Source organism: Chloracidobacterium sp. (assembly GCA_016716305.1).
In the GTDB taxonomy this organism is placed as follows: Bacteria; Acidobacteriota; Blastocatellia; order Pyrinomonadales; family Pyrinomonadaceae; genus OLB17.
In genome coordinates, this window is the sequence record JADJWP010000002.1 from 2,134,113 (window position 1) to 2,155,855 (window position 21,743).

Annotated in this window: 21 protein-coding genes and 1 pseudogene; 12 read left to right on the top strand and 10 right to left on the bottom strand. The window is 51.8% G+C overall.

Annotation, left to right across the window (positions count from 1 at the left end):
• The first annotated feature begins 62 nt into the window (after positions 1-62).
• The 6 genes and pseudogenes from IPM28_11625 (at position 63) to IPM28_11650 (ending at position 5,746) form a co-directional block, all read left to right on the top strand.
• Positions 63-369, top strand: a pseudogene (locus IPM28_11625) (antibiotic biosynthesis monooxygenase).
• Positions 370-420: 51 nt separating this feature from the next.
• Positions 421-1,059: a ribonuclease HII gene (locus tag IPM28_11630; protein MBK9173629.1), complete on the top strand. Its 639-nt coding sequence runs from the start codon at positions 421-423 to the stop codon at positions 1,057-1,059.
• Positions 1,060-1,171: 112 nt separating this feature from the next.
• Positions 1,172-2,620, top strand: a complete 1,449-nt coding sequence (locus IPM28_11635; GenBank protein MBK9173630.1) for a beta-lactamase family protein — start codon at positions 1,172-1,174, stop codon at positions 2,618-2,620.
• A gap of 134 nt (positions 2,621-2,754) precedes the next feature.
• Positions 2,755-3,846 carry a site-2 protease family protein gene (locus IPM28_11640; protein MBK9173631.1) on the top strand — a complete coding sequence of 364 codons (1,092 nt, stop codon included), beginning with the start codon at positions 2,755-2,757 and terminating at the stop codon, positions 3,844-3,846.
• A gap of 103 nt (positions 3,847-3,949) precedes the next feature.
• Entirely contained in the window at positions 3,950-4,789 is an 840-nt protein-coding gene (locus IPM28_11645; GenBank protein ID MBK9173632.1) for a TIGR00159 family protein, read from the top strand.
• Between the two features lie 21 nt (positions 4,790-4,810).
• The gene (locus tag IPM28_11650) at positions 4,811-5,746 is read left to right on the top strand and encodes a YbbR-like domain-containing protein (GenBank protein ID MBK9173633.1); all 936 of its coding nucleotides are present in this window, start codon (positions 4,811-4,813) and stop codon (positions 5,744-5,746) included.
• Here the strand turns inward: IPM28_11650 and IPM28_11655 are convergent.
• Together IPM28_11655 and IPM28_11660 are read right to left on the bottom strand one after the other, a co-directional pair.
• Positions 5,743-6,777: a TonB family protein gene (locus tag IPM28_11655; protein ID MBK9173634.1), complete on the bottom strand. Its 1,035-nt coding sequence runs from the start codon at positions 6,775-6,777 to the stop codon at positions 5,743-5,745. The genes IPM28_11650 and IPM28_11655 overlap by 4 nt on opposite strands.
• Before the next feature lie 6 nt (positions 6,778-6,783).
• On the bottom strand, positions 6,784-7,473 hold the full coding sequence (locus IPM28_11660) for a hypothetical protein (GenBank protein MBK9173635.1): 690 nt from the start codon (positions 7,471-7,473) through the stop codon (positions 6,784-6,786).
• An 81-nt stretch (positions 7,474-7,554) separates the two neighbouring features.
• Here IPM28_11660 and IPM28_11665 point away from each other — a divergent pair, with 81 nt between their 5' ends.
• The gene (locus IPM28_11665) at positions 7,555-9,120 is read left to right on the top strand and encodes a PDZ domain-containing protein (GenBank protein MBK9173636.1); all 1,566 of its coding nucleotides are present in this window, start codon (positions 7,555-7,557) and stop codon (positions 9,118-9,120) included.
• Here the strand turns inward: IPM28_11665 and IPM28_11670 are convergent.
• Positions 9,098-9,652 carry a dihydrofolate reductase gene (locus tag IPM28_11670; GenBank protein MBK9173637.1) on the bottom strand — a complete coding sequence of 185 codons (555 nt, stop codon included), beginning with the start codon at positions 9,650-9,652 and terminating at the stop codon, positions 9,098-9,100. The two genes, IPM28_11665 and IPM28_11670, sit on opposite strands and share 23 nt — an antisense overlap.
• Positions 9,653-9,760: 108 nt before the next feature.
• Here IPM28_11670 and IPM28_11675 point away from each other — a divergent pair, with 108 nt between their 5' ends.
• From IPM28_11675 to IPM28_11685, 3 genes are all read left to right on the top strand, one after another.
• Positions 9,761-10,306 (top strand): sigma-70 family RNA polymerase sigma factor, encoded by a 546-nt coding sequence (locus IPM28_11675; GenBank protein ID MBK9173638.1) that lies wholly within the window; start codon positions 9,761-9,763, stop codon positions 10,304-10,306.
• A 106-nt stretch (positions 10,307-10,412) separates the two neighbouring features.
• Positions 10,413-10,703 carry a hypothetical protein gene (locus tag IPM28_11680; GenBank protein MBK9173639.1) on the top strand — a complete coding sequence of 97 codons (291 nt, stop codon included), beginning with the start codon at positions 10,413-10,415 and terminating at the stop codon, positions 10,701-10,703.
• An 82-nt stretch (positions 10,704-10,785) separates the two neighbouring features.
• Positions 10,786-13,242, top strand: a complete 2,457-nt coding sequence (locus IPM28_11685; protein MBK9173640.1) for a serine hydrolase — start codon at positions 10,786-10,788, stop codon at positions 13,240-13,242.
• 69 nt (positions 13,243-13,311) lie between these two features.
• Here IPM28_11685 and ttcA read toward each other — a convergent pair whose 3' ends face one another.
• A complete protein-coding gene (ttcA, locus tag IPM28_11690) occupies positions 13,312-14,169 on the bottom strand; it encodes a tRNA 2-thiocytidine(32) synthetase TtcA (GenBank protein ID MBK9173641.1) in 858 nt (285 codons plus the stop codon).
• Between the two features lie 261 nt (positions 14,170-14,430).
• On the opposite strand from ttcA, the gene IPM28_11695 reads away from it, so the two are divergent.
• Both IPM28_11695 and mscL read left to right on the top strand, forming a co-directional pair.
• Positions 14,431-15,075, top strand: coding sequence for a polymer-forming cytoskeletal protein (locus IPM28_11695; protein MBK9173642.1), 645 nt, complete (start codon positions 14,431-14,433; stop codon positions 15,073-15,075).
• A 142-nt stretch (positions 15,076-15,217) separates the two neighbouring features.
• On the top strand, positions 15,218-15,637 hold the full coding sequence (gene mscL, locus IPM28_11700) for a large conductance mechanosensitive channel protein MscL (GenBank protein ID MBK9173643.1): 420 nt from the start codon (positions 15,218-15,220) through the stop codon (positions 15,635-15,637).
• A 5-nt stretch (positions 15,638-15,642) separates the two neighbouring features.
• Here mscL and IPM28_11705 read toward each other — a convergent pair whose 3' ends face one another.
• From IPM28_11705 to IPM28_11730, 6 genes are all read right to left on the bottom strand, one after another.
• Positions 15,643-16,224 carry a 5-formyltetrahydrofolate cyclo-ligase gene (locus IPM28_11705; GenBank protein MBK9173644.1) on the bottom strand — a complete coding sequence of 194 codons (582 nt, stop codon included), beginning with the start codon at positions 16,222-16,224 and terminating at the stop codon, positions 15,643-15,645.
• A gap of 25 nt (positions 16,225-16,249) precedes the next feature.
• Complete coding sequence (locus IPM28_11710) at positions 16,250-16,435, bottom strand: hypothetical protein (GenBank protein MBK9173645.1); 186 nt, start codon at positions 16,433-16,435, stop codon at positions 16,250-16,252.
• Positions 16,436-16,454: 19 nt separating this feature from the next.
• Entirely contained in the window at positions 16,455-17,570 is a 1,116-nt protein-coding gene (gene mnmA / locus IPM28_11715) for a tRNA 2-thiouridine(34) synthase MnmA (protein ID MBK9173646.1), read from the bottom strand.
• A 64-nt stretch (positions 17,571-17,634) separates the two neighbouring features.
• A complete protein-coding gene (locus tag IPM28_11720) occupies positions 17,635-18,402 on the bottom strand; it encodes a ceramidase domain-containing protein (protein ID MBK9173647.1) in 768 nt (255 codons plus the stop codon).
• Between the two features lie 35 nt (positions 18,403-18,437).
• The gene (locus IPM28_11725) at positions 18,438-19,538 is read right to left on the bottom strand and encodes a hypothetical protein (protein MBK9173648.1); all 1,101 of its coding nucleotides are present in this window, start codon (positions 19,536-19,538) and stop codon (positions 18,438-18,440) included.
• A 333-nt stretch (positions 19,539-19,871) separates the two neighbouring features.
• Complete coding sequence (locus IPM28_11730) at positions 19,872-21,686, bottom strand: ankyrin repeat domain-containing protein (protein MBK9173649.1); 1,815 nt, start codon at positions 21,684-21,686, stop codon at positions 19,872-19,874.
• Positions 21,687-21,743: the final 57 nt, after the last annotated feature.

Here is a 21,743-nt window from a genome sequence, read left to right on the forward strand (position 1 = left end):
TGGGGCAGAAACCGCGTTCGCCCTTTTTTCGCGCTGTGGGATCGTTTACCGGAGGCACGAAGATGTACGGATTGATCGGAAAAATGAAGACTGCCGAAGGGAAACGCAATGAGCTTGTAAAGATACTTCTCGACGGCAAAGGCAAAATGCCCGGCTGCCTGAGTTATGTTGTCGCTAAAGACCCTGGCCGATCCGAAAGCGATCTGGATCATTGAGGTATGGGACACTAGAGCCAACCGTGAGGCATTACTGAAACTCCCAACTGTTCAAGCCGCCATCGCAAAAGGTCGCCCCATGATCACCGGATTCGGAGAACGGTTCGAAACGCAATCCGTCGGCGGTCACGGGCTTTCGACCAAAATCGCCTGATGTAAGGTGCGGCTTCCCGTTTTCGCTTTGGTCCGCTTATAATCAGAAACCGTGGAAGCATTCAAACTTCAAGCCGATCGAACCGCATGGACTATCGGCTTTGATTTTGAAGAGCAGGCTCGAATTGACGGATATCAACTGATCGCCGGAGTAGATGAGGTAGGCCGTGGATGCCTCGCCGGTCCTGTCGTTGCAGCGGCGTGCATTCTCGATCCTGATAAACCCGTTCCCCACGGATTGAATGATTCCAAAAAGCTGAGTGGAAGGCGTCGCGAACATATTGCGGAAGAGCTCCGCGAGAATGTGGTCGCGTTCGCGATCGGTTCGGTCGAAGCGGAAGAAATAGACGCGATCAACATTCTCGAAGCTACCAAAAAGGCAATGGTACTTGCTATCAACGCCCTGCGGCCAGCGGCAGAATATCTTCTGATCGATGCAATTCAACTTCGAAATTTATCGATCCCGCAGAAGGCCTTGATAAAGGGCGACGCGATCTCGTACTCGATCGCTGCCGCCTCGGTCATCGCAAAAACATACCGCGATAACTTGATGGTCGAGTATGATCGAGAATTCCCCCGGTATGGTTTCGCAGGACATAAGGGCTACGGCGCGGCCTCTCACTTAGCGGTGCTCCGCGAATTCGGCCCTTGCCGGCTTCATAGGAAGAGTTTTCGTGGAGTTCTAAATTAGAAGAAGGTCGGCCGTACCCTGATGCTCGACAAGAACTTTTTTTGAACTTTATATGACCAGAATCGTATTTTGGTCAGTGACGAGCCTTAAAATCATCATCGGAGTTTTTAAAATGCGATCTGAAACGAAATTGATACTGTCTACTATTGCCGTGCTGTTTTTCGTGGCGAGCTTTCCAGCTCAGGTCATCGACGGAGCAAAGGCGGCTGAACAGCGTGCGAGAGAGGTGGCGGAACATCTCTTAACCGGTAATCGAGCCGAATACCGCAAGTACATTGAAGGCAATTTTAATGATGAGATGAAGAAGATGCCGATGGAACGTCACCTCAGCTTCTTCTCAGCTTTATATGATTCCTCGCGTGGATATGAGCTCTTGGGCGTTCACGAATCGAAAGCGAACGAAGTAACGATGCTCGCAAAAAACAAATTGACAGGCGACGTGGACGGTTTACTTGTTCAGGTAGATCGGAATTCGCCGTTCAAGATCGCCGGGCTCGGAATGAGACGAGTTCCAATGTCGGCTGGATCGGGAAAGCTGAGCAATCAAGAGATAGCGAAGCAGCTCGACTCTTTCTTGACGAAACTCGCCGAGGCTGATGTCTTTTCGGGTTCAGTGTTGTTGGCGAAAGACGGTCGGGTGATCTATAAGGGCGCATTTGGATCTGCTAATAAGGACTTCGGAGTTCCGAATCGCATTGATACGAAATTCAATCTCGGTTCGATGAACAAAATGTTCACCGCAGTTGCGATCGCACAATTGGTCGAACGAGGTAAACTTTCTTACGACGATCCACTCTCTAAGTTCGTTCCTGATTTTCCAAATGCAGAAGCAGCTAGAAAGATACAGATCAAACATCTCCTCTCACATACCGCTGGGCTTGGAGGCTATTTTTCGCCACGATATTCCTCAATGTCGCGCGCGAAGCTGCGCAATTTAGACGATATGATGGCGCTAGCCGTCGCAGATGAAAAGGATATTCAGTTCGAGCCTGGCTCGAAATGGCAATACAGTAATACGGGTATGATGGTCCTCGGAAAAGTGATCGAGATAGTATCGGGACAAAGTTATTATGATTTCGTCCGAGCAAATATCCATCAACCGGCCGGCATGATCAACACCGATTGTTATGAGCTCGATAAGGTCAACACAAATCTCGCCGTCGGATATGAAAAAGAGTATACCGATAACGGCATTCGGTGGTCGAACAATATCTTCGAACACGTGATGCGCGGTGGACCGCAAGGCGGCGGCTACTCAACAGTTGAGGACCTGCTGAGGTTCGATCAAGCATTGCGCTCGGGTAAACTCATTTCCGCAGAGTCATTCAAGTTGCTGACGTCGCCAAAGCCGGAACTCAACTCGCCTCGCTACGGATATGGTTTTTTCGCCGCTGTTGATGGAGGGCCGACAGGCCACAGCGGCGGCTTCACGGGTATTAGTTCTAACCTCTCGATGTTCCTCGGTTCTGGATGGACGGCCGTCGTGATGTCAAACTACGGCCGAGCCGCACAACCGATCTCCCAGAAAATGAACAATTTGATCTCCGCCAGCTCTAATTGATGACCTAGCCAAGGAATGCCTCCTTCCCAGGAACAGAAAGGAGGCACTCCCGTTTCGGCGCGCAATGCCGCGTCGCAGAACTTCCTTTCAAACCATACTTCGTTTTGGTACTCTGTCTGCATCCAAAACCTGGTATGCAGTTTCTTGAGCGATTCAAGCGGCAGTTCGTTTTACTGCAGGTCTCTGATATCCCCGTTCGGGCGGACGGACGATGGTTGTTCTTCATCGCGCTGATGTCGACGATCATTGCAGCGACCATTCAACCGTTCGTTGCAAATTTAGCGGCCAGTATCGTATTCGCACTCGCGACGACAATAGTTTTCTTTGTTTCGATTTTTGTCCATGAGTTTGCACACGCAGCGATCGCACGGATCGAACGTCTCGAGGTGGTCGAGATCGTGCTGCATCCTTTTGGCGGGCTTACGCGATTTCGCCACGAGCCCGAGACGCCGCGTGCTGAGTTTCGCATTGCGATCGCAGGGCCGGCGGCAAGCTTCGTACTCGCACTGATCTTTGTTTTGGCAGCCGTTGCATCTAGTTCTGCAGGCGCCGAGGTTCTTGCTGTTTTAATGTTCACGCTCGCGATCGGAAATTTCCTGATCGCTGTTTTTAACATGTTTCCTGGCTACCCGCTCGACGGTGGCCGGGTCCTTCGGGCGTATCTTTGGCGATCAGGCCGCGACCTTAACGAGGCAACGATTCTGACCGGCCGATTTGGCCAGGGAATCGCGGTCGTTATGTTCGTTTTCGGCCTGGCGATCATCCTAGTTCGCAATGACTTCTTTACAGGATTCTGGGCCATCTTGGTTGGCCTGTTCCTTTTCGACTCGGCTGGCGCGATCATCCGCGAGACCCGTTCGTTGGAGCAAATCTTTGTTGAGGATGTGATGATGCTTCCGATCGCGGTAGCGCCCGGATCGACGATCCGGGAATTTGTCGACAACGTGCTTCCGATGAACCGACTGAGTGTCTTTCCGGTAGCGGAGAATCGCCAGCTTTACGGAATGCTACTGCTTTCGGAAATCAAGCTCATTGAAAAGAGTAAATGGCATCTGACCGTTGTCCGCGACGTAATGCAGCCGGTTGAGGATCAGCACTTTGTTGAGACCGGCGTTTCGATTGCCGAGGCTCGCGAGATTATACGGTCTAACGGTATCGGAACTGTTGGCGTGGTCGACAGTGAGGGGCAGCTCGTCGGCATGGTTCACCTCGGCATCAGCCGTTAGAGTCTATGTTCTTGTGATATTCTAGGAAGCGCGAAGTTGAGGCCGCTTTCCCTTGATCAGACGCTTTATCGGCCGTTTGCCGGGGGCATGATACGTCAGCAAGATGCAGATCATAGAGTATCTTCCGACAATAAGTACCTTGCGAAATCTTTTAGATATCGCACTGGTCTTTATTATTGTCTATGTAGTGCTCAAACTGCTCCGCGGTACCCGAGCGGTTCCTACTATGGTCGGTATCGTCTTGCTCGCACTGCTCTACTGGCTTGCGGTCGCTCAGGACTTGGCGACTCTCGAGTTCGTCTTACGGTCGGCGGTCCTATATATCGGTGTGGCGATAATCGTCCTTTTTCAGTCCGAGATTCGGCAAGCGTTGATCTACTTCGCTAATCGGCTCAGGTTCCCGCTCCTTAAACGGCAACGAGGACAATTCGGTGGCAGCGTGTATGACGAGATCGTACTAGCGATCACGACGCTTTCGAGCGAAAAGACAGGCGCACTTGTGGTCATCGAACGCAACGTCGGATTGCGGAACTTCATCGACGCAGGTGTGCAGCTTGACGCAGTCATAAGCTACGACCTTTTGGTCACCATTTTCAACCCATCTACGCCGCTGCACGATGGTGCGGTTGTTATTCGAGATGAGAGGATCGCTGCCGCTTCTGTGTTTTTGCCGTTGACGAAAAATCCCGGCATTTCGCGGGAACTTGGGACGCGTCACCGCGCCGCGATCGGCATTACAGAAGGAACGGATTCGATCTCGATCGTTGTCTCGGAGGAAACCGGTTTGATCACTTATGTCGAGGCCGGCGAGGTTCGCCGCAATTTAGATACGAACCAACTTCGAAAGGCTTTGCTCAGGGCAATGGAGATCCCGTTGATCGAAACAAAGCGAGAATCGACCAAAACGATGAAAGATCCAGAGACCGAGATCACAGTGGGTTAGAAAAGACGTGGGACAAGACCGATGACCGAGGTTGAAGAACGTGGAGCGACGAAGGAAGAGACGTACGGATTGCTGATAAAGCAGGTCGTACGAAAGGTCTTTTTCGAAGATTGGCTTATCAAGCTTGTGGCGTTGGGTGTCACGTTCTCGCTATGGCTCGGTGTCACAGGACTTAGCACTCCAACAACGACCCGTTTCAGCAGTGTTCCATTGACGCTTCGATTCGCAAGCAACACTGAAATAACAAATTCGCCGGTTCAGGAAGTGGATATTGTCGTCACCGGCGACAAACGTCGTATCAATCAGATCAACAAGAACGATCTGATCCTTTCGGTTGATCTAACGGACGTTCAACCAGGCGACCGAGTGATCCAACTCACTCCGGAAGATGTTTCGATCGAATTGCCGACCGGGGTAAAACTTGACGAGATACAGCCAAATCGGATCGCTGTGCGGCTCGAACCAGTTGAGGAACGAGAGGTTGACGTAAAGATCGAAACGGATGGCGAACTTACGGACGGCCTTGAGGTTTATGCTCAAACGGCGGTTCCGGCAAGGGTACGCGTGCGAGGGCCGGCAAGTTTCGTCCGGCAGTTGACGGTTGTTTCAGCAGAGAAGATCGACCTTAAGGACCGGCGAGGTGATTTTGTTGCAAAACAGATACCCTTGGTCCTCGCTAATCCAAAAGCGGCCGTCCTCGATTCGACGGTCGATATTTCGTTTCGTATCGGCGAGAAACGGATCGAGCGTCTGCTTCTGGTGCCGGTAAAAGGCGATGCCCGACGAAAGGCGACCGTTGTACTGTTCGGCCCACGGTCCGCGTTACTTGCCGCAAAACCCGACGATCTCGAAGTAAATATAATTGGCGGCGCGGCCGATGACGACACTAGTCAGCTCACTTTACCGTCTGGTCTGCGAAACGATGTCGAGATACGTAAGTTCAAGATAGCGCCCTAAAACACATCAAAGCCATATTCGATCGTCACGACCGTTGAAACGGGCTTGCCGTTGATCCGTTTGGGCTCAAACTTTATCTGCCTCGCTGCCCGGACTGCCTGTTCGTCTAATCCGTAGCCAAGACGCTTTACCAATAGGACGTGCTCGACGTTTCCACTGGCACCGAGAAGGGCATGAAGTTTGATCGTACCTCGTTGGGAGACGGCTCGTGCTTCGTTGGTATATTGCGCTTTTGGTTTCGAGATGATCTTATATGGTGTCACACCTGGAGGGGGCGGCGAGCCCGGAGGCGGATCATTTGACCGGTCGCGGGAGAAATGGGTGTAGAAGGCTGACATCGCTTCGCGCTCATTCTCAAGCCGGATCGTATCAGCGGAGCCTTTGCAATTCTTGACGCCATCGGTCAACACCTCAAGCGCTTGTTTGAGAAAACCCACTTCCTCGTAGATCGTACGGCCTTCGGTCAACTGTTTTGACAAGCGAGCGATCATTATGTCGGCTTTGAGGATGTACCCGGGCGGAAACTTTGGGTCTATCCGCAACATGGTGTCGGCATCCTGCTCGGCCGCGGCAAGATCCAAATTCCACATCCGGGAGGTTCCGCGAAGCCGATAGGCAGCAACGTTCGCTGGATCGAGAGCAATCGCCTTTTCAGTTTCGGCGCTGGCTTTCGAGTATTGGAGGTTCAAAAAATAGGCGTATGCAAGGTTGGTTCGATAGTCCGAGTTCGACGGCGAAAGCTTGACTGCGGTCTCAAGGGGTTTTCGAGCTTTTTTGGCATCGTTCTGTTTGAGATAAGCCAACCCAAGTGCATTCCAGATCACCGGATCGGATCGCCGTTCTTTGGTTTTTCCTGCTGCTTCCAACGAGCGAATCGCAGCGTCGTAGTTCCCTTTCTCGAAATAAACAATGCCGGGATGTTTGCTCTCTTGTTGACCATTAAGGATCAGCGAAGGCAGAAGGATAAGCACAAGGGACTTCAACCAGCCTGCAAATTCCATATCTATAGCTCCGTTTCCTGCGATCGGCATTTTAACTCACTTCGAAACATCGGAAAAGAAATTTCGAATGTCTGCACGCATCTCTTCAGTTATTTCATGCTTCGCGGCATATTGGTGTGATCTGTAGTTTGACAGTACCGCACTAAGTCGCCGGTCATACTCATGAAACTTCTCGTTGGTGTAGAATTCGTCATCATTCCCGTAAAGATACATCGCATGGGCATCGAGAGAGCGGTACTTTGTATTCGTATCCAGGTCGCCCGGAATCCCGCCGCAAACGCCGATGATGCCTTTCAAGCGTTCCGGATGTGTGAAAGCAAACCGGAAATTGAGTGCGCAAGCCTGAGAAAAACCGTATATGTAGACACGTCCGGCATCGATCGTCTCGTCGGCCGCAAGCCGATCTATCACCCGCAAAAGAAATTCATGATGGGTTTCGACCCATTCTTCCGAGTGGTAGTCCGTCAGCCAGCCGAAGCCCGTCCGATACCCACCATCCTTTATTGGGCGAAAATGCTGGTGCGGCCCTTGCACCGAGGCAATTACGAAGTTCGCCGGTGCGACCGATCGCGCTTCACGCATCATGTACCTCTTGTGGGCACCATAGCCGTGTACAGCGATAAGCAAGGGTGAAAGGGCAGACGAGTCTTCAGGAACATAAAGATCGTAATAAAGCTTGATCTCGGCCGTTACGCTTAGGTCTGTAGTGAGGTTTTCAGGGATCATAGTTTTGAGCAATTCAAACAAAATCGGAAGCAATAGACAAGGAAGATACGATAACGCTATCCTCAGTTATCATCGTCGTATATGAAACGCATCCTTGAAAGGCTCGACATGATCGCCGAGGTCACACAGCATTCATTATCTGCAAAATGGCTGGAAAGAGCGGCCTTCTTAAGCATCTTACTGATGGCCCTCTCAGCTCCGCATTCGATCGCCGCTACACAGACCGCGTGGCTCGTCGGGCTTGTGTGCTGGGCTGCCCGAATGTTCATAAAGCCAAGGCCGGCTTTTCGATTCAGATGGATCGATGCCGCGCTACTGTCATTCGTCGGTTGGACGATCCTCAGTTCTTTTCTTTCATATGAACCGGCGATCTCGTTAGACAAACTTCGAGGCGTTGGGCTTTTTTTGATCCTGTATCTTGTTACCTGCAACTTGCGATCTATGCGCGCGGTGGTGCTGGTCGCGGCCGTTTTGATTACCTCTTGTATGTTCAACGTCGTCTTGGTGCCGCTCGAACGCGTTGTAGGACGCGGTGTCGAGATCTACGGCGTTAGGCCCGATGGAGCATTTGCAAAAGCAGGCCTTGCGAATGGCGACGCGATACTCAAAGTCAACGGCAAGAAAGTGAGCACGCCTGAAGAAATATTGGCTGAGATCACAAAAACAGAAAGTGCATCGTTGTTATTGCACCGTCCGGATTCATACCCGAGCAGAACCATTCGCCGCGTCGATCTGCCACAAGCAGCGACCGTGTTCGATTCGCTCGGCTTCGAAAGTTGGAAGAAAAATCATAAGTGGCGAGCAATGGGCTTCTACGGTCACTTCACGACCTATTCCGAAGTGCTGCAGCTCGTCGGTTCGCTCGTTCTCGGACTGCTGATAGCCGGATTCTTTGCCGCTATTCGAACAAACATACCGGGAACCGCACCCGCTGATCGCCTGTTTTCGAAGAGAAACGCGATTCTTGCGATTTGCCTCGTCCTTATCAGCTTAGCGCTGCTTTTGACCGGGACCAGGGCTTCACAATTGGGCATGATGGCGTCCGCATTTGCAATGGTAGTTTCGATCGGTAACCGTAAGCTGGTGTTCGCGATGTTCTTGATCGCGATCCCTGTCAGTCTTGCCGGCTATTTAGTGATCCAGCAAACGCGGCAACCGGGCGAAACCAACGAGTATCGAAAAATGATGTGGCGCGACGGAGTAAGGCTGGCGACCGAGAAGCCCCGGCATTTGCTTGTCGGCGTCGGAATGGACTCGCTGAAGAAGCGTTGGCCGGAATGGGGTCTCTTTGACGGCGGAAATATGCCGATGGGTCACTTTCATTCAACTCCGGTGCAGCTTGCTGCCGAACGTGGCTTGCCCGCGCTCATGCTTTGGATCGTGTTTCTCGCCTTGTTGGCCCGAACTTTGTGGCGGGGATTGAAGCGCTCCGTCAACGCAATTCAGTCTGGCATCATCCTTGGCGGGATCGGAGGTTTGGTGGGGTTTGTTACCGCCGGCATGGTCCACTATAATCTTGGCGATGGCGAGGTCGCGATGGTCTTCTATTTGATCGCCGGGGCCGCCCTAGCTGCTTCCCGGTTCACCGACCTCGACACCCGAAGTGCCGATCCGATGCCTGACATCAGCCTTCGGACTGCTGCCTGACCCGATATAGCACGTATACACAGCCATTCTTCATTGGCTTGCATTCGACAAGCTCGAGGTCTGTCTGTCGCGACATCCGATGAAATAACGGCACACCTGAACCAAGCAGCACCGGATGGATATTCAGCCCTATCTCGTCGATCAACCCGGCTTCAAGGAAGGTTCGTGCTAGATCACCGCCGCCCATGATACAGATCTCCTTGCCATCCATGGCCTTCAGGTCTCGCAGGAATTCGGCCGGGTCTTCCGCCACTATTTCCGCGCCGCCCGTTGTTTTCCCGGCCGGGAGCGTGCGAGAGAAAACATAAGTCCTGATCCCGCCTTCGTCATCGACTCCCTCACCGCTCTGCGGATCATTGGCGAGCGCCACCTCGTAGGTCTTGCGGCCCATCAATATCGTGTCGATACGCGGCCAATAGTCCTTCGTGATGTCCACTGCCTCTTCGCTCCAAAGCAGCCAATCCATCCCGCCATCTTCTCGGGCAAAGTAATTATCCAAACTGTTGGCTCCGCCAAACGTCACTTTGCGCATCGTCATCCTCCCGTTTTTAAACGATCTTAGTTTGAAACAGACGAATTTCCCACCGCTATACGAACACTTTTCTAGTTTACTATCTCTTATTTGAGTGAGACGGCGAAAATGGCGAACGAATCAACCGAGATACTTGTGCTGAAGGCCCAGGCGGGCGATAAGGACGCATTTGACGAATTGTTGAGTTCGATCCAATTGCAGCTTTGGCGTTTTGCCTATCGGATAGTTTTAGATTCACACCATGCTGATGATGTTATTCAGGAGGTCTTTTTGATCATCTATCGAAAGATAGGTTGGCTGAACGATCCCAAACTCTTCAGTCCATGGGCGTACCGAATCACTTCACGAGAGTGTTTTCGCCAACTAAAAAGGGAAAATCGTTGGAAACAGCAGATCCGCGATGAAGAGACACTGCGTTCGATCGAGGCCCCGATAGATAGCGAACTCAATAGCGAGATAATCGAGCGGCTTCCCGGTTTACTCTCAAATATTTCACCGGCTAGCAGGGCGGTCCTGGTATTGCATTACCTCGACGAACTTACATTGTCTGAGACCGCCGACATTCTTGATATCTCTATCGGAACTGCTAAATCGCGGTTAGCCTATGGCCTTAAAAGCCTTAGAGATCAGTTACTGGAGGAACCGGCAAAGTGATAGACAAAAATACACGAAAATTAATAGTCCTGGCGGCCGCGATCGAGGCTTTGATCCTGATCCCATTGATCATCTATTCGATATTCTACAAATAGGAGAACCCATTATGTCAGCAAACATAGACCAAATAAGAAGCAACACCCTGAAACAGATCGAAAGAACCGAAAGACATTATAAGCTCGCCTTCGTTGCTGCGGCACTTTTGGAACTGGCATTTTTTGCAGCATTTCTAATGCTTGCGGACCTTTCGAACCGCAGCCATCTGCTGTTGTTTGTCGCCGCTGTGGCAATATATGCAATACTCGCGGTAGGCCTGATCGCTCTCGGTATTCACATAAACCGAAGTACGCTGCGCGTGATAAAAGCCATCGAAGTATTTAACAAACCGCAGGCGTGATTCGAATCCAAGGTCGCATCGAACAAAAACCCGTTTCGATTCGTATAATTGCAAACATATGAAGACAAAAGGAGCATCAAGAATGATTCGAAACAAGTCTCTTCGTTCGGCGCTTTTCCTGATCATCGCGTTCTCGCTCTTTGCGACATCACTGCCGATAGTCGGTTACTCGCAATCGGCGGGTGTCTCATCGGCAGCGTCGCAGGAATATTCGGCCGCGGTCGCCGCGATCGAAGAAAAAGTCGAAGCTAGGCGAAAAGAATTGGGAATTCCCGGAATGTCGCTAGTGATCGTAAAGGACGGCCAGGTCATTTATATGAAGGGCCTTGGGTACAAGGACTTTGAAAAGAAGGTGCCCGTGACTCCGGATACCCAGTTTGCGATCGGCTCGGCGACGAAGGCATTTACGGCCCTTAGTGTTTTGATGACACAGGACGAGGGCAAGCTGTCGCTCGATGATTCGCCGAAAAAGCTGCTCCCGTATTTTAAGATGTATGATCCGGAAACGGACAAGAACATTACTGTTCGTGACCTATTGTCACACTCATCCGGTCTCAATCGTACCGATCTTGCCATGATCACCGGGAAATTGAACCGGGCCGAGTTGATACAGGTTGCCGCTCAAGCAAAGCCGACCGCCAAGCTGCGGGAAAAATTTCAGTATCAGAACATAATGTATGCCGCCGCCGGCGAACTTGTCACACAAGCTCAGAAAATGCCGTGGGAGAAATATGTCCCCGAACGCATTTTCAAACCGCTCGGGATGGTCAATAGCAGTATGTCGATCAAGCAGATGGAAAAGGCAAGGGACCACTCGTTCGGTTACGACTACAACTTTGATACGAAGGAAACGAAACGAAGGCCGTTTCGAGAGATCGATCAGGTTGCGCCGGCTGGCTCGATCAATTCGAGTGCCCGTGATATGGCCGAGTGGGTCAAGTTCGTCCTTCAAGGCGGTGTGGCCAATGGCAAACGCCTCGTCTCGGAAAAGAGCTTTGAAGAATGGCTGAAACCACAGATGAAAATGAACCCGACGGGAACGATGAGCTATGGACTCGGATGGTTTCTTCAAGCGTGGAACGGCCACAGGGTGGTACAGCACGGCGGTAACATCGACGGCTTCAATTCGCTGGTCGCAATGATACCTGAGAAAAAACTCGGCTTTGTAATGCTTACGAATGTGTCGGGCTCGAGTCTCGGTAACGACATAATGCCCGTGATCTGGTCGAACCTGATAAAAGAGGATAAACCCGCAAGCAGCAAACTCCCGGCGGCTGAGCTCAACCTTATCGCTGGTAAGTATGGAACGGAAGGCCGAGCTGTCGAGGTCAAGGTCGAAGGCGGAGACCTGTTTCTCGTCGTCCCAGGCCAGCCGCCGTATAAACTGGCACACAACGGTTCACGTCAGTTCAAGCCAGAAGGACTCCCCGATGGCTTCGGAGCGAAATTCACACCGGAAACAGGCGAGGCGGCCGAACTTGAGATGATCCAGCCACAAGGCAACCGCAAGTTGCCACGCTTAGGCGCAAAGAACGAGGGGTCCAACACGCGACCGACAACTACGAACAGTCCTGCCAACGTTAACGAGTTGATCGGCCGCTATACTCCGCCGGGCAGCACCGACGCGTTGATCGAGGTCAAAGAATCGGAGGGTAAGGTGACTTTCAATATCCCGGGCCAACAGCCTTATGCTCTGTCCGCAAAAGCTGATGGCAGCTTCGCGATGTCGCCTTTGCCCGACACATACTTCCTCAATGCAAAACGCGATTCGTCGGGCAAGATCACATCGGTGGCTGTGACACAACCCGAAGGCGTTTTTGAATTCAAACGCGTTGATACATCTGCGCAGGCAAAGGCCGATATTACGGTCGCTGAGCTTCACAAAAGGGCCGTCGAAGCTGTCGGTGGCGAGGCGAATTGGAAAAAGATCTCGACGCGTATGATCGAGTCCGATATCGATCTCGTGCATCAAGGCGTACAGGCGAAAACTACCACTTGGGCAAAGGCGCCTAATAAGAGTGCTACCGAAACTACGATGGTCGCGCTTGGTAAAAAGATCGCGAGCGGCTGGGAGTTTTTCGATGGCTCGACCGCGGTCGAAGCTTATACATTTGCCCCGGCCGAAAAACTCGAGGGCAAGCGTCTCGACGACGCAAAACTTGCAAACGATTTTTACGGAGGTCTCGACTGGACGACAAATTACAAGAAAGTTGAGATCACCGGCAGTACAAAGGTCAACGGCGAAGATGCTTTCATCGTCTCGTTTGAGCCTAAAGCAGGCACGAGTTTCAAAGAATATTACTCGAAAACGAGCTTTCTGTTGATAAGGCGTGATGGTTTTGTGCCCTCAAGCACGAGCGCGCAGCAATTGCCGTATACGTTGCATTACTCCGATTACCGTGAGGTCGATGGTATCAAACTGCCGTTCAAAACGGTCAACAACACTCCGACAAACGGCGATATCATATCGGTAATAACTTCGGTGAAACACAACGTCGAGGTAGACGACAAGATCTTCGGACCGCGAAAACTCAAATAAAAGTGAATCAGAAAGAAAACGGCGGGACGAGGCGAATACTGAAATGAGAAAACAAAAGATCACCGGATCTCATCGGTTATTGAGCAGCGGGAGTCCCGCCGTTGCCATCAAATTCGGTGAAAACGAAGGCTCACTGTGGTCAAAGACCTCGTCGAGCTCTTTTTCGACGCTTCCATGGCCGGCAGGGATCTTCTTAACAAGTGGTTCGAAGTTTCTGAAATCGTAAAGCTCCGGATCGAGCAGATGCGAACTTGTAACGTTGGTCAGGGCTGTGAGTATCGAACTTCGTAGAGACGGTATCTCGTTGGCCAGTTCGGAAACGAGCGCTTTAACGCGGGCTCGTTTCAAATTAGGCTGCGATCCGCACAAATTACAGGGAATGATCGGAAACTGCTTTTCGTCGGCATACGCGGCGATGTCAGATTCCTGACAATAAGCAAGCGGCCGGATTATCGTATTGGTTCCGGCATCTGAACGCAGGATCGGCGGCATCGCTTTGAGTTGACCGACAAAAAATAAGTTCAATAAGAAAGTGTTGATTATGTCGTCACCATGATGACCAAGCGCGATCTTTGTACACCCTTCATTGATCGCGGTCGAATATAGGATCCCGCGACGCAGCCTCGAGCATAACGAACAAAAGGTCTTACCTTCCTGAATATGCTCTTTGACCACTGAATAAGTGTCTTCTTCAATTATTCGAAAGGGAACGCCTGCTTCGGTCAGATAGTTTGGCAGCACTTCTTCCGGAAAACCCGGCTGTTTTTGATCAAGATTTACGGCAAGTATCTCGAAACTTACCGGCGCCCGCCGCTTTACGTCAAGCAGGAGGTCGAGCAGCGTATAACTATCCTTTCCACCTGAAAGACAGACCATGATCCGGTCGCCGTCCTGGATCATTCCAAAATCGCCGATCGCCTTGCCCATTTTTTTGAGCAGCTTGGTCTTGGTCTTGCTTTCTACGAACAAACCTTCGAACTACCTCCGAAACCCTTGATTCTCCCATTTTATGCCCGAATTAACAACCTATGAAAATTGACTAGACACATCCGCAATGCTCATCTATCATTGGTGATTAGGCAAATCAGCGTCGAAGGCTCGCCCCCGAGTAAAGCGTATTTTATCTTCAGGTCCTCTCCGGTAATGACTGCCGCCTAAACTTACTTTTTAGAAGGAGCACCACCAAATATGATCAGAATGGGAAGAAGTTCCAGAGCCGAAGCGAATGACACGAACATTTCGCCACAGCCGCAGGCGCCGGTTCACCAGTATGGCAGTGAGAGTGTTTCGGTTCCGTCGAGAGCTGTAACAGACAGCGAATCGATGGCCCGCGACATAAAGGAAGGTCGGCTGAGCGGCTTTGTTGGCCACGGCACCGTACTTTCCGGCGAAACGAATTTTCAAGCGATGCTTCGCGTCGATGGACATCTGGTAGGTTCGGTCGCTTCCGAATCAGGTACATTGATCATTGGTACGAACGGGCAAGTCGATGCCAACATTATGGTGTCCGCGGCGATGATCAACGGCGTCGTGAACGGCGACATCATGGCTACCGAAAAGGTTCAGCTTGGCCGCACAGCACGGGTCATCGGCAACATTCAGACACCGCGTATCATCATTGAAGAGGGTGCCATCTTTGAAGGATCGTGTTCGATGATGAAGGCCCGCGAAGATGTTGAGAAGCAGACCGCCGAGGCCGAGTCGCTATACCGGACCGCAAACTCTCAGGCATACGAAACATCGTCCGACGCCGCAGGCGATTTCGGTTCATCCGATGAAGCGGCATCTGATGTCGATGAGGATGAAGCAAAGGCTGACGCGGTATCGTTGTAGTTTTACGTCTAGCAACAGGATCGCGGGCTTAGGCCCGCTTTTTTGCGCTTCGATTTGGGCAATTGAAACGAGCGTTTGCGGGTTAGACTGACAACGAACTATATTGAGCTGTTTATGAAACCAACAATAGGGGGAACCGTTCATGTTCAACGAGTTTAAGAAGTTCATTGCGCGCGGCAACGTTCTAGATCTGGCGATCGCGGTCATAATCGGTGCGGCTTTCGGTACTGTGGTCAAGACATTTACCGACGGGATAATCATGCCCATTGTTGGTTTGATGACCGGCGGTGTCGACTTCAAACAGCAATTTTGGGATCTCAGCGGAACCGTTCCGGCCAATGCCACACCGGAGCAGATCGAGGCAGCGATCAAGGGCGGAAAGCCGCTTCTGCTCTACGGGCATTTGATCAGCGACGTCCTTACATTTCTCATCGTCGCATTTGTCATGTTCTTGCTTGCAAAATACGCCGTGACCCTCTTCAAGGGGCTCGAGGCTGAGGCAGAACCGACCGCTGAAGAAAAGCTGCTTGTCGAAATAAGAGATATCCTCAAAGCAAAATGATCAGGTCATAACGAGGCGAAACCAAAACTTGCATCGGGAGTGATGCATAGATCGAGAGGAATGTCGGCTTCGTGAATGTCTTCGATCCTTTCGATTGGCGGAAAGAAGCTCAATCCGACTTTCAGACAATCGGCGCGACACCGGGAAAGAAATCTGTCGTAGTACCCCTTACCGTAACCGACGCGATGGCCACGCTGGTCAAAACACATTAGCGGAACGATCACAAGGTCGATCACTTTTGGGTCGGCCTTTTCCGTTTCGGATGGTTCGGGTATTCCCCACACATTTTCGATCAATCTGGTCGTGGGATCGAACGAATAACACTCTAGCTGGCCCGAACCCGGTTCGGTCTTCGGAGCGTAAGTAGTGATGCTTTTATGCTCGCGCCAGATCTGAGCGTAGATGGATGATGTGTCGACCTCGTTGAACCTCGGTATCCGGACATATGTGTGAACCGCTCTTATACCTGTAAGGTCGATCTCATCGAAGAACCGATCTGCGATTCGCCCGCTCATCGCTTCTAACTCTGTTTCCGCAAGGTCCCGTCGTCTTTCGAGGAAGAGCTTGCGAAGTTCGGACTTTTCCATCTACATTTCGAACATCCGGGAAGTACTATCCGCGCTTCTTGTCCGGTCGCGGTTTGATCGCTTTCGACGTCCGGGGCGACACGACCGAGGATCTGAATTCCTGTCCGGTCTGCAGTTCCCTTTCAGTCTTTTCGGTCAGCAGCTTTGAATCACTCAAGATCCGTTTTGCGGCTTTCGCGGTCTTACTCGGCCGTTTCTTAACTTTACTCATATTGGTCCTTATCTTTACCTTATTTGATTATCCAACCGCCTCCGACGACCTCTTCACACGTTTCGATGTCATAGAAGATAGTGGCCTGGCCAGGTGTTACTGCCCGTTGCGGCTCGTCGAAAACTATTCGCGCGGAAGCATCAGGGAGGACGTAGATCGTCGCCGCGGCTGGCTCGTGGCGGTATCGGATCTTGACCATTGCCCGCACCGCTTCCGCAGGCTCGTCGAATGCGACCCAGTTAACTCCTTTCGCGGTGAATTCGATCGAGTCGAGCTCGTCGGCTTCACCTACAATTATCCGGTTTCGGGCGCGTTCGATCTGCACAACGTAAAGCGGCTTTTCGTGAGCTATCCCGAGGCCCCGCCGCTGGCCGATCGTGTATCGGTGTATGCCGGTGTGAGAACCGACCGTCTCACCCGTAGTGTTCACGATCTCGCCGCCCGCCGGCATCTCATCGCTGCGGCCCTCGTGCTCAAGGTAACGGTCGATGAACTCGGAATACTTGCCGTCGGGAACAAAACAGATCTCCTGTGACTCTTGTTTCTCCGCCGTGTAAAGGTTGGCCTCGCGTGCAATATCGCGCACCTCGCTTTTCTCCATTTCGCCAAGCGGAAAGTACGATCGCGAAAGTTGGTCCTGCGTCAGTTCCCAAAGAAAGTAACTTTGATCCTTCCAATGATTCCTTCCGCGAAACAGTCGATAACGGTTTGCAGCTTCGTCAAACTCGACACGCGCATAATGCCCGGTCGCGACCTTGTCACACCCGAGCGAGACTGCCATCCTGTCGAGCGAAGCGAACTTTAGCCGGGAGTTACAGGCTACGCATGGGATCGGCGTTTCACCCGAAAGATAGCTTTGTACGAACGGCTCGACGACGTCCCGTTCAAAGTCTTTCTCAAGGTTGAGCACATAGAATGGAATGCCGAGCGTGTCGGCTACGCGTCTGGCGTCGTAAACATCGTCGAGCGAACAGCAGCGGCTTGGCAGCGGATCGCCGTTCTCGTCGACACTGATGCCGCGCCGTTGATTCCACAACTGCATCGTGAAGCCGACGAGTTCGTGCCCCTGTTCCTTTAATAATGCCGCAGCCGCCGAACTATCGACGCCGCCGCTCATTGCTACTGCGATCTTCATTGCCAAACCTTTATTGTGACAGGCGAAAAAGCTTAGTTGCAAGAGCGAGCGAAAGGGATGTCGACTATCGGTGCCCGCTGCCCGGTGCAACACGCCGCCGATTTCTCAGCATAACGTAGAGGAAAAGGCTGCCGACCCCGGAAAGAAGATGCTTGATCGTATGGCCGCTGAAGACGTTTCCCGTCGCGCGCAAAATAGAATCGTCATAAACCTCCGTGAACTTTGCCGATATGTAAAGTCCGAGCGCGGCAAGCAGCATCCAGCGATGTGAATACTCCGCCGGGAAGAGCGCCATCACAACCGGGATCGTAAGCAGCGGAAATGCCTGAACCCAGGCATAAAAACGAAGGTCGTCGGTAAAATGCCAGTAAAGAACGCTTGCGGCTCCGAGTATGAGAAGTGGCAAAAGCAGGTATTCTGAACGTTTACCGACATGCTCGCACAAAAGTGCCGTAAACAGGCCCATGAACCCGACCGTCATCGGCAGTCGGTCCCAAACAAGCGTCGTATTCGTCGGATGCCAGTGATAATAACCAGATCCTAAACTGACGAGAAACACGCCTGCAAAGAGCACTATCCAGGCGATAGATAAGCTCCGCCTCACGCAAAGCCATAGGCCAAGAGCACCTACGATCAAGTAAACGGCGTTCGACGCGACATCAAAGAAGTTCGGGATGCCCATGAATGCGCGGCGATCCGCAAAATCATGATATGCAGGGTCCTGCCCGAATCGCGGAATGAAGAAAAGGGAAAAAAAAGAAACTACCGCCAACGCGAATATTGTCCATTCACGCCATCTGGCCGATGCCGAAGTTATTAAAGCCGCCGCCATGTGAGGATTCTAACTCAAACCGGCAAAAAAAGACCCTATCGGAAAAGCTCCAGCACCTTTGGTAACGCCGCATTTGCATACGCTATCGAGCCGGCTTTATTAACGTGTGCCACGGATGCAAGTTCGCAGAGGCGGACGGAAAGCAGGCCGAATGGTTTGTATTTGATCTCGCGAAAAACCTTCGGACATTTTCCTCTGCGTTCGAGATACAGATCATCTTCCGGCAGATTGTCGTGATCGAGCGACCACAGAAGGCTGTTCTTTGTGGCGAAACAGGTCTCCTCGGTAACGGGCGATTCCACAAGCGCGATCCGTGGCTTGTCGAAACGAGCATTGACGTTATCAACTGCTTCGGCGAGTTCGGCATTGGACCTGATGAACCACAATCGGGAACGGTTCGATGTGGCTTTGCGAACGATCTTCATGAACTGTTTACTAAAACCGTTTGTAATAAGCCACTGCAGCTCATGCGGAAAACGAACTATCTTCATCAGATATTTCACGATCTTATTGACGTCGCTTTTCGTCGATACGATGGGGAAGTATCCGAAGACCAGCACCTTAGCTTTCGGGAATGTCTCAGTTACGTGCTCAAGTAAACCTTTCATTTCCACATGACAGTATTGGTGTACCATCCGCAGAAATTTGCTTTTCTTCAGAAACGGGTTCACCGCATTCCCGACTACAAGATCAGTGATCCCGCCGGACAGCATCACCAGGCCGACCGAATTCGGATCACGGTATTCCTTTCGCGCCGTATCTAATTGAGTCGTGATCGAAGGAAATGAGATGTCAGCTTCTGGATAATAGAACTTATCGGTCTCCTGCCCGACCTTTTTCATCTTTTCGAGCTGTTTGGGATGCAGCCGGATGCGAGCGCCAGAATGAGCTTTAACCTTCAGATCGATCTTCGAGAAGGCCGGCACGAGTCCGCTGCGAAAACGGTCGGTGATAATTGAATAAAACTTATCCTCTTCCCGTAGCCCTTGGTTCCAAATGAACGAATCGCCAACGACAAGCACCTTCAATTCGTCAGCCGCAAGCGAGGTCTGGGCAAGAATGTCACGGCCGAACACAGCAAAAATACTCGCGACGGCCGCATTTTCAAGAAATTCTCGTCGGGAAATCTTCGCCATTGCGATCTTATTCTCCCGGTTTCATTATCGACCGGCTGGCATCGTGATGAAACGCCGGAACATATGCAGGAAGGTTATAAACAGAAGCAGGGCGATTCATTTTGACCTTCACGAAGCCAATGCGGCTTCATTGCCGCGATGTTCGTGTCGGCGTATATAGACTATCGATGGTGTGATCGGGTCATAAGCAGAAAGATACAGCCGGGGTAGGGTGCCCACAGTAATAGAACTGCCGTTCGCGCAAGACGGCAGTTTTATTTTTGGCTTGGTCTCCTGGTTCGAGCAACGCCTTAAAAAGACACACGAAAAGCTGATCGCTCCAGCCGATCGCGCCTATTGGGGCTTTAATCGATAGCCAATGACCGTAAACACAGATCCCTTTTTCTCGGCGGCGATGTCGTAAGCGGTCCGCATCGCGTAGTTCTTAATGCCGGTCTTTGCGCCTGCCTTGAGCAGCGCTGAAACGATCGCTATATTGTCGGTTAGAACGGCGTGCATCAACGCGGTCATACCTTTCACATCTTGCTCGTCGATCGCCGCCTTCGACTTAAGCAATGTCAGCAGTGCCATCGAATTCTGCGTTTCGGCGGCGATCATCAATAGGGTCCGGCCGCGATCGTCTCGCGTATCTGGGCTGGAACCGCTCGCAAGCAGATCGGACAGAACTTGTCCGTACTCGGCTTCGCCCTGTTCAGGCCGACGGCCTGCGGCAACCGCTTCCAGCAGCTTTTGGTCTTTGTCTGTCCTGATCTTTTTCGGCGGGGCCGAATCCGCAGCGATCTGAGACGGCCTGAGAGCTGTGCCTAACATTGCTAGCACCTCGCCGTTCCGCTGTACTGCATAATCATAAGCGGTCTTTCCGGACTTGTCCTTCAAGTTCTTATCAGCTCCGAAATGCAGCAAGTAATCAACTGCCGAGCGAATATCAGCTTTTGCAACGAGCATAAGCGCCGTGGTTCCGTCGGGCATCGCCGCGTTCAAGTCCGCATTCCCGTGGTTCCGCAGCGTTACTATCAGGTACCCGTCGTCATTCTCGGCCGCACGCATCAGCGGCGTTTTTCCGCTGGCATCGCGAACGTTCGCGTTGGTCCCTTTTCGAAGCAGTTCGATAACGCGGTCCGTGCTGCCTTCGACCATGAAATGAAGCGTCTTCCGTTCTTCAACGACCTTGAAAAGTTCTTTTTCGTCAGCGGTGAGTCCGGTTCCTGGCGTGCCGGGCTTGGAGTTATCGTCGAGGGATAGCTTGAAGTTCTTAATAAGCTCGTCGAAATCGAACTTCTCAGCATTCGCCAGAAAATCCGCCGTAATTCTCTCCGATTCAGCAGAGACTAGAAGGTTTGCGATCTGTTTGTTCGGTTTGGATTTCGCGAACTCAAGGATCGATTGGTCACCGACCTTCTTTCCAGGATCAGCACCTCCCTTATGGACCAGCAGTCTGACCATTTCCAAGTTTTGCTTTCCGACAGCATAATAAAGCGCCGTTCGGCCCTGAGCATCCGGGCGGTCGATTCGAACTCCTTTATTGATCAACTCTTCCACCACGTCGGCAAACCCCTTCTCAGTGGCAACGATCAGAACGGTCGGAACGAGCGACGATCTTGCGTCCTTAAAGTCAACGTAAGCCCCCTTCGCGATCAGTTGCTTAGCGGTTGGAATGTCGCCCTTCACAACCGCAGTGACCATCTGCCTTGCAAGCTCGGTCCCAGGTGCAGCAGCATCATTCAGCTTCTTTTCATACGCCTTCTTCTCGGCCATGAAACGCATCAATGCCGTCCCTTCGGATTCGCCCACGTCTGGTGGCGTCTTCGCAAGGCCGAGAAGTCTGGCTGCTGTTTCTCCTGCGTCGTTTTGCATTTCGGCACGTGCTCCTGCTTTTAGCAGGACATCGATCACCGGGTAATGCAGACTCAGCGCAGCAGCGATCAAAGGCGTCCGCCCGTTCGAGTTATAAGCGTTCACATCAGCTCCGTCTCTGAGGGCTCTTTGAACGCCCGGCATGTCGCCATCGATGCAGGCAGTATAGAGCGATGCGTCTACGGCCTTTTGCTTTGCGGTACGATCTTGATCGGCAGTTTGAGCTGTAAGAATGAAATTCAAGACCAAGAGAAGAAAAATTGTCGCCGGGAAGCGATGAGCAATGGTAAACATATGGCCGCTCTCCTTTAGTTTGAGGAAGATACGTTTGGCACTGTATCAACGCGGGAG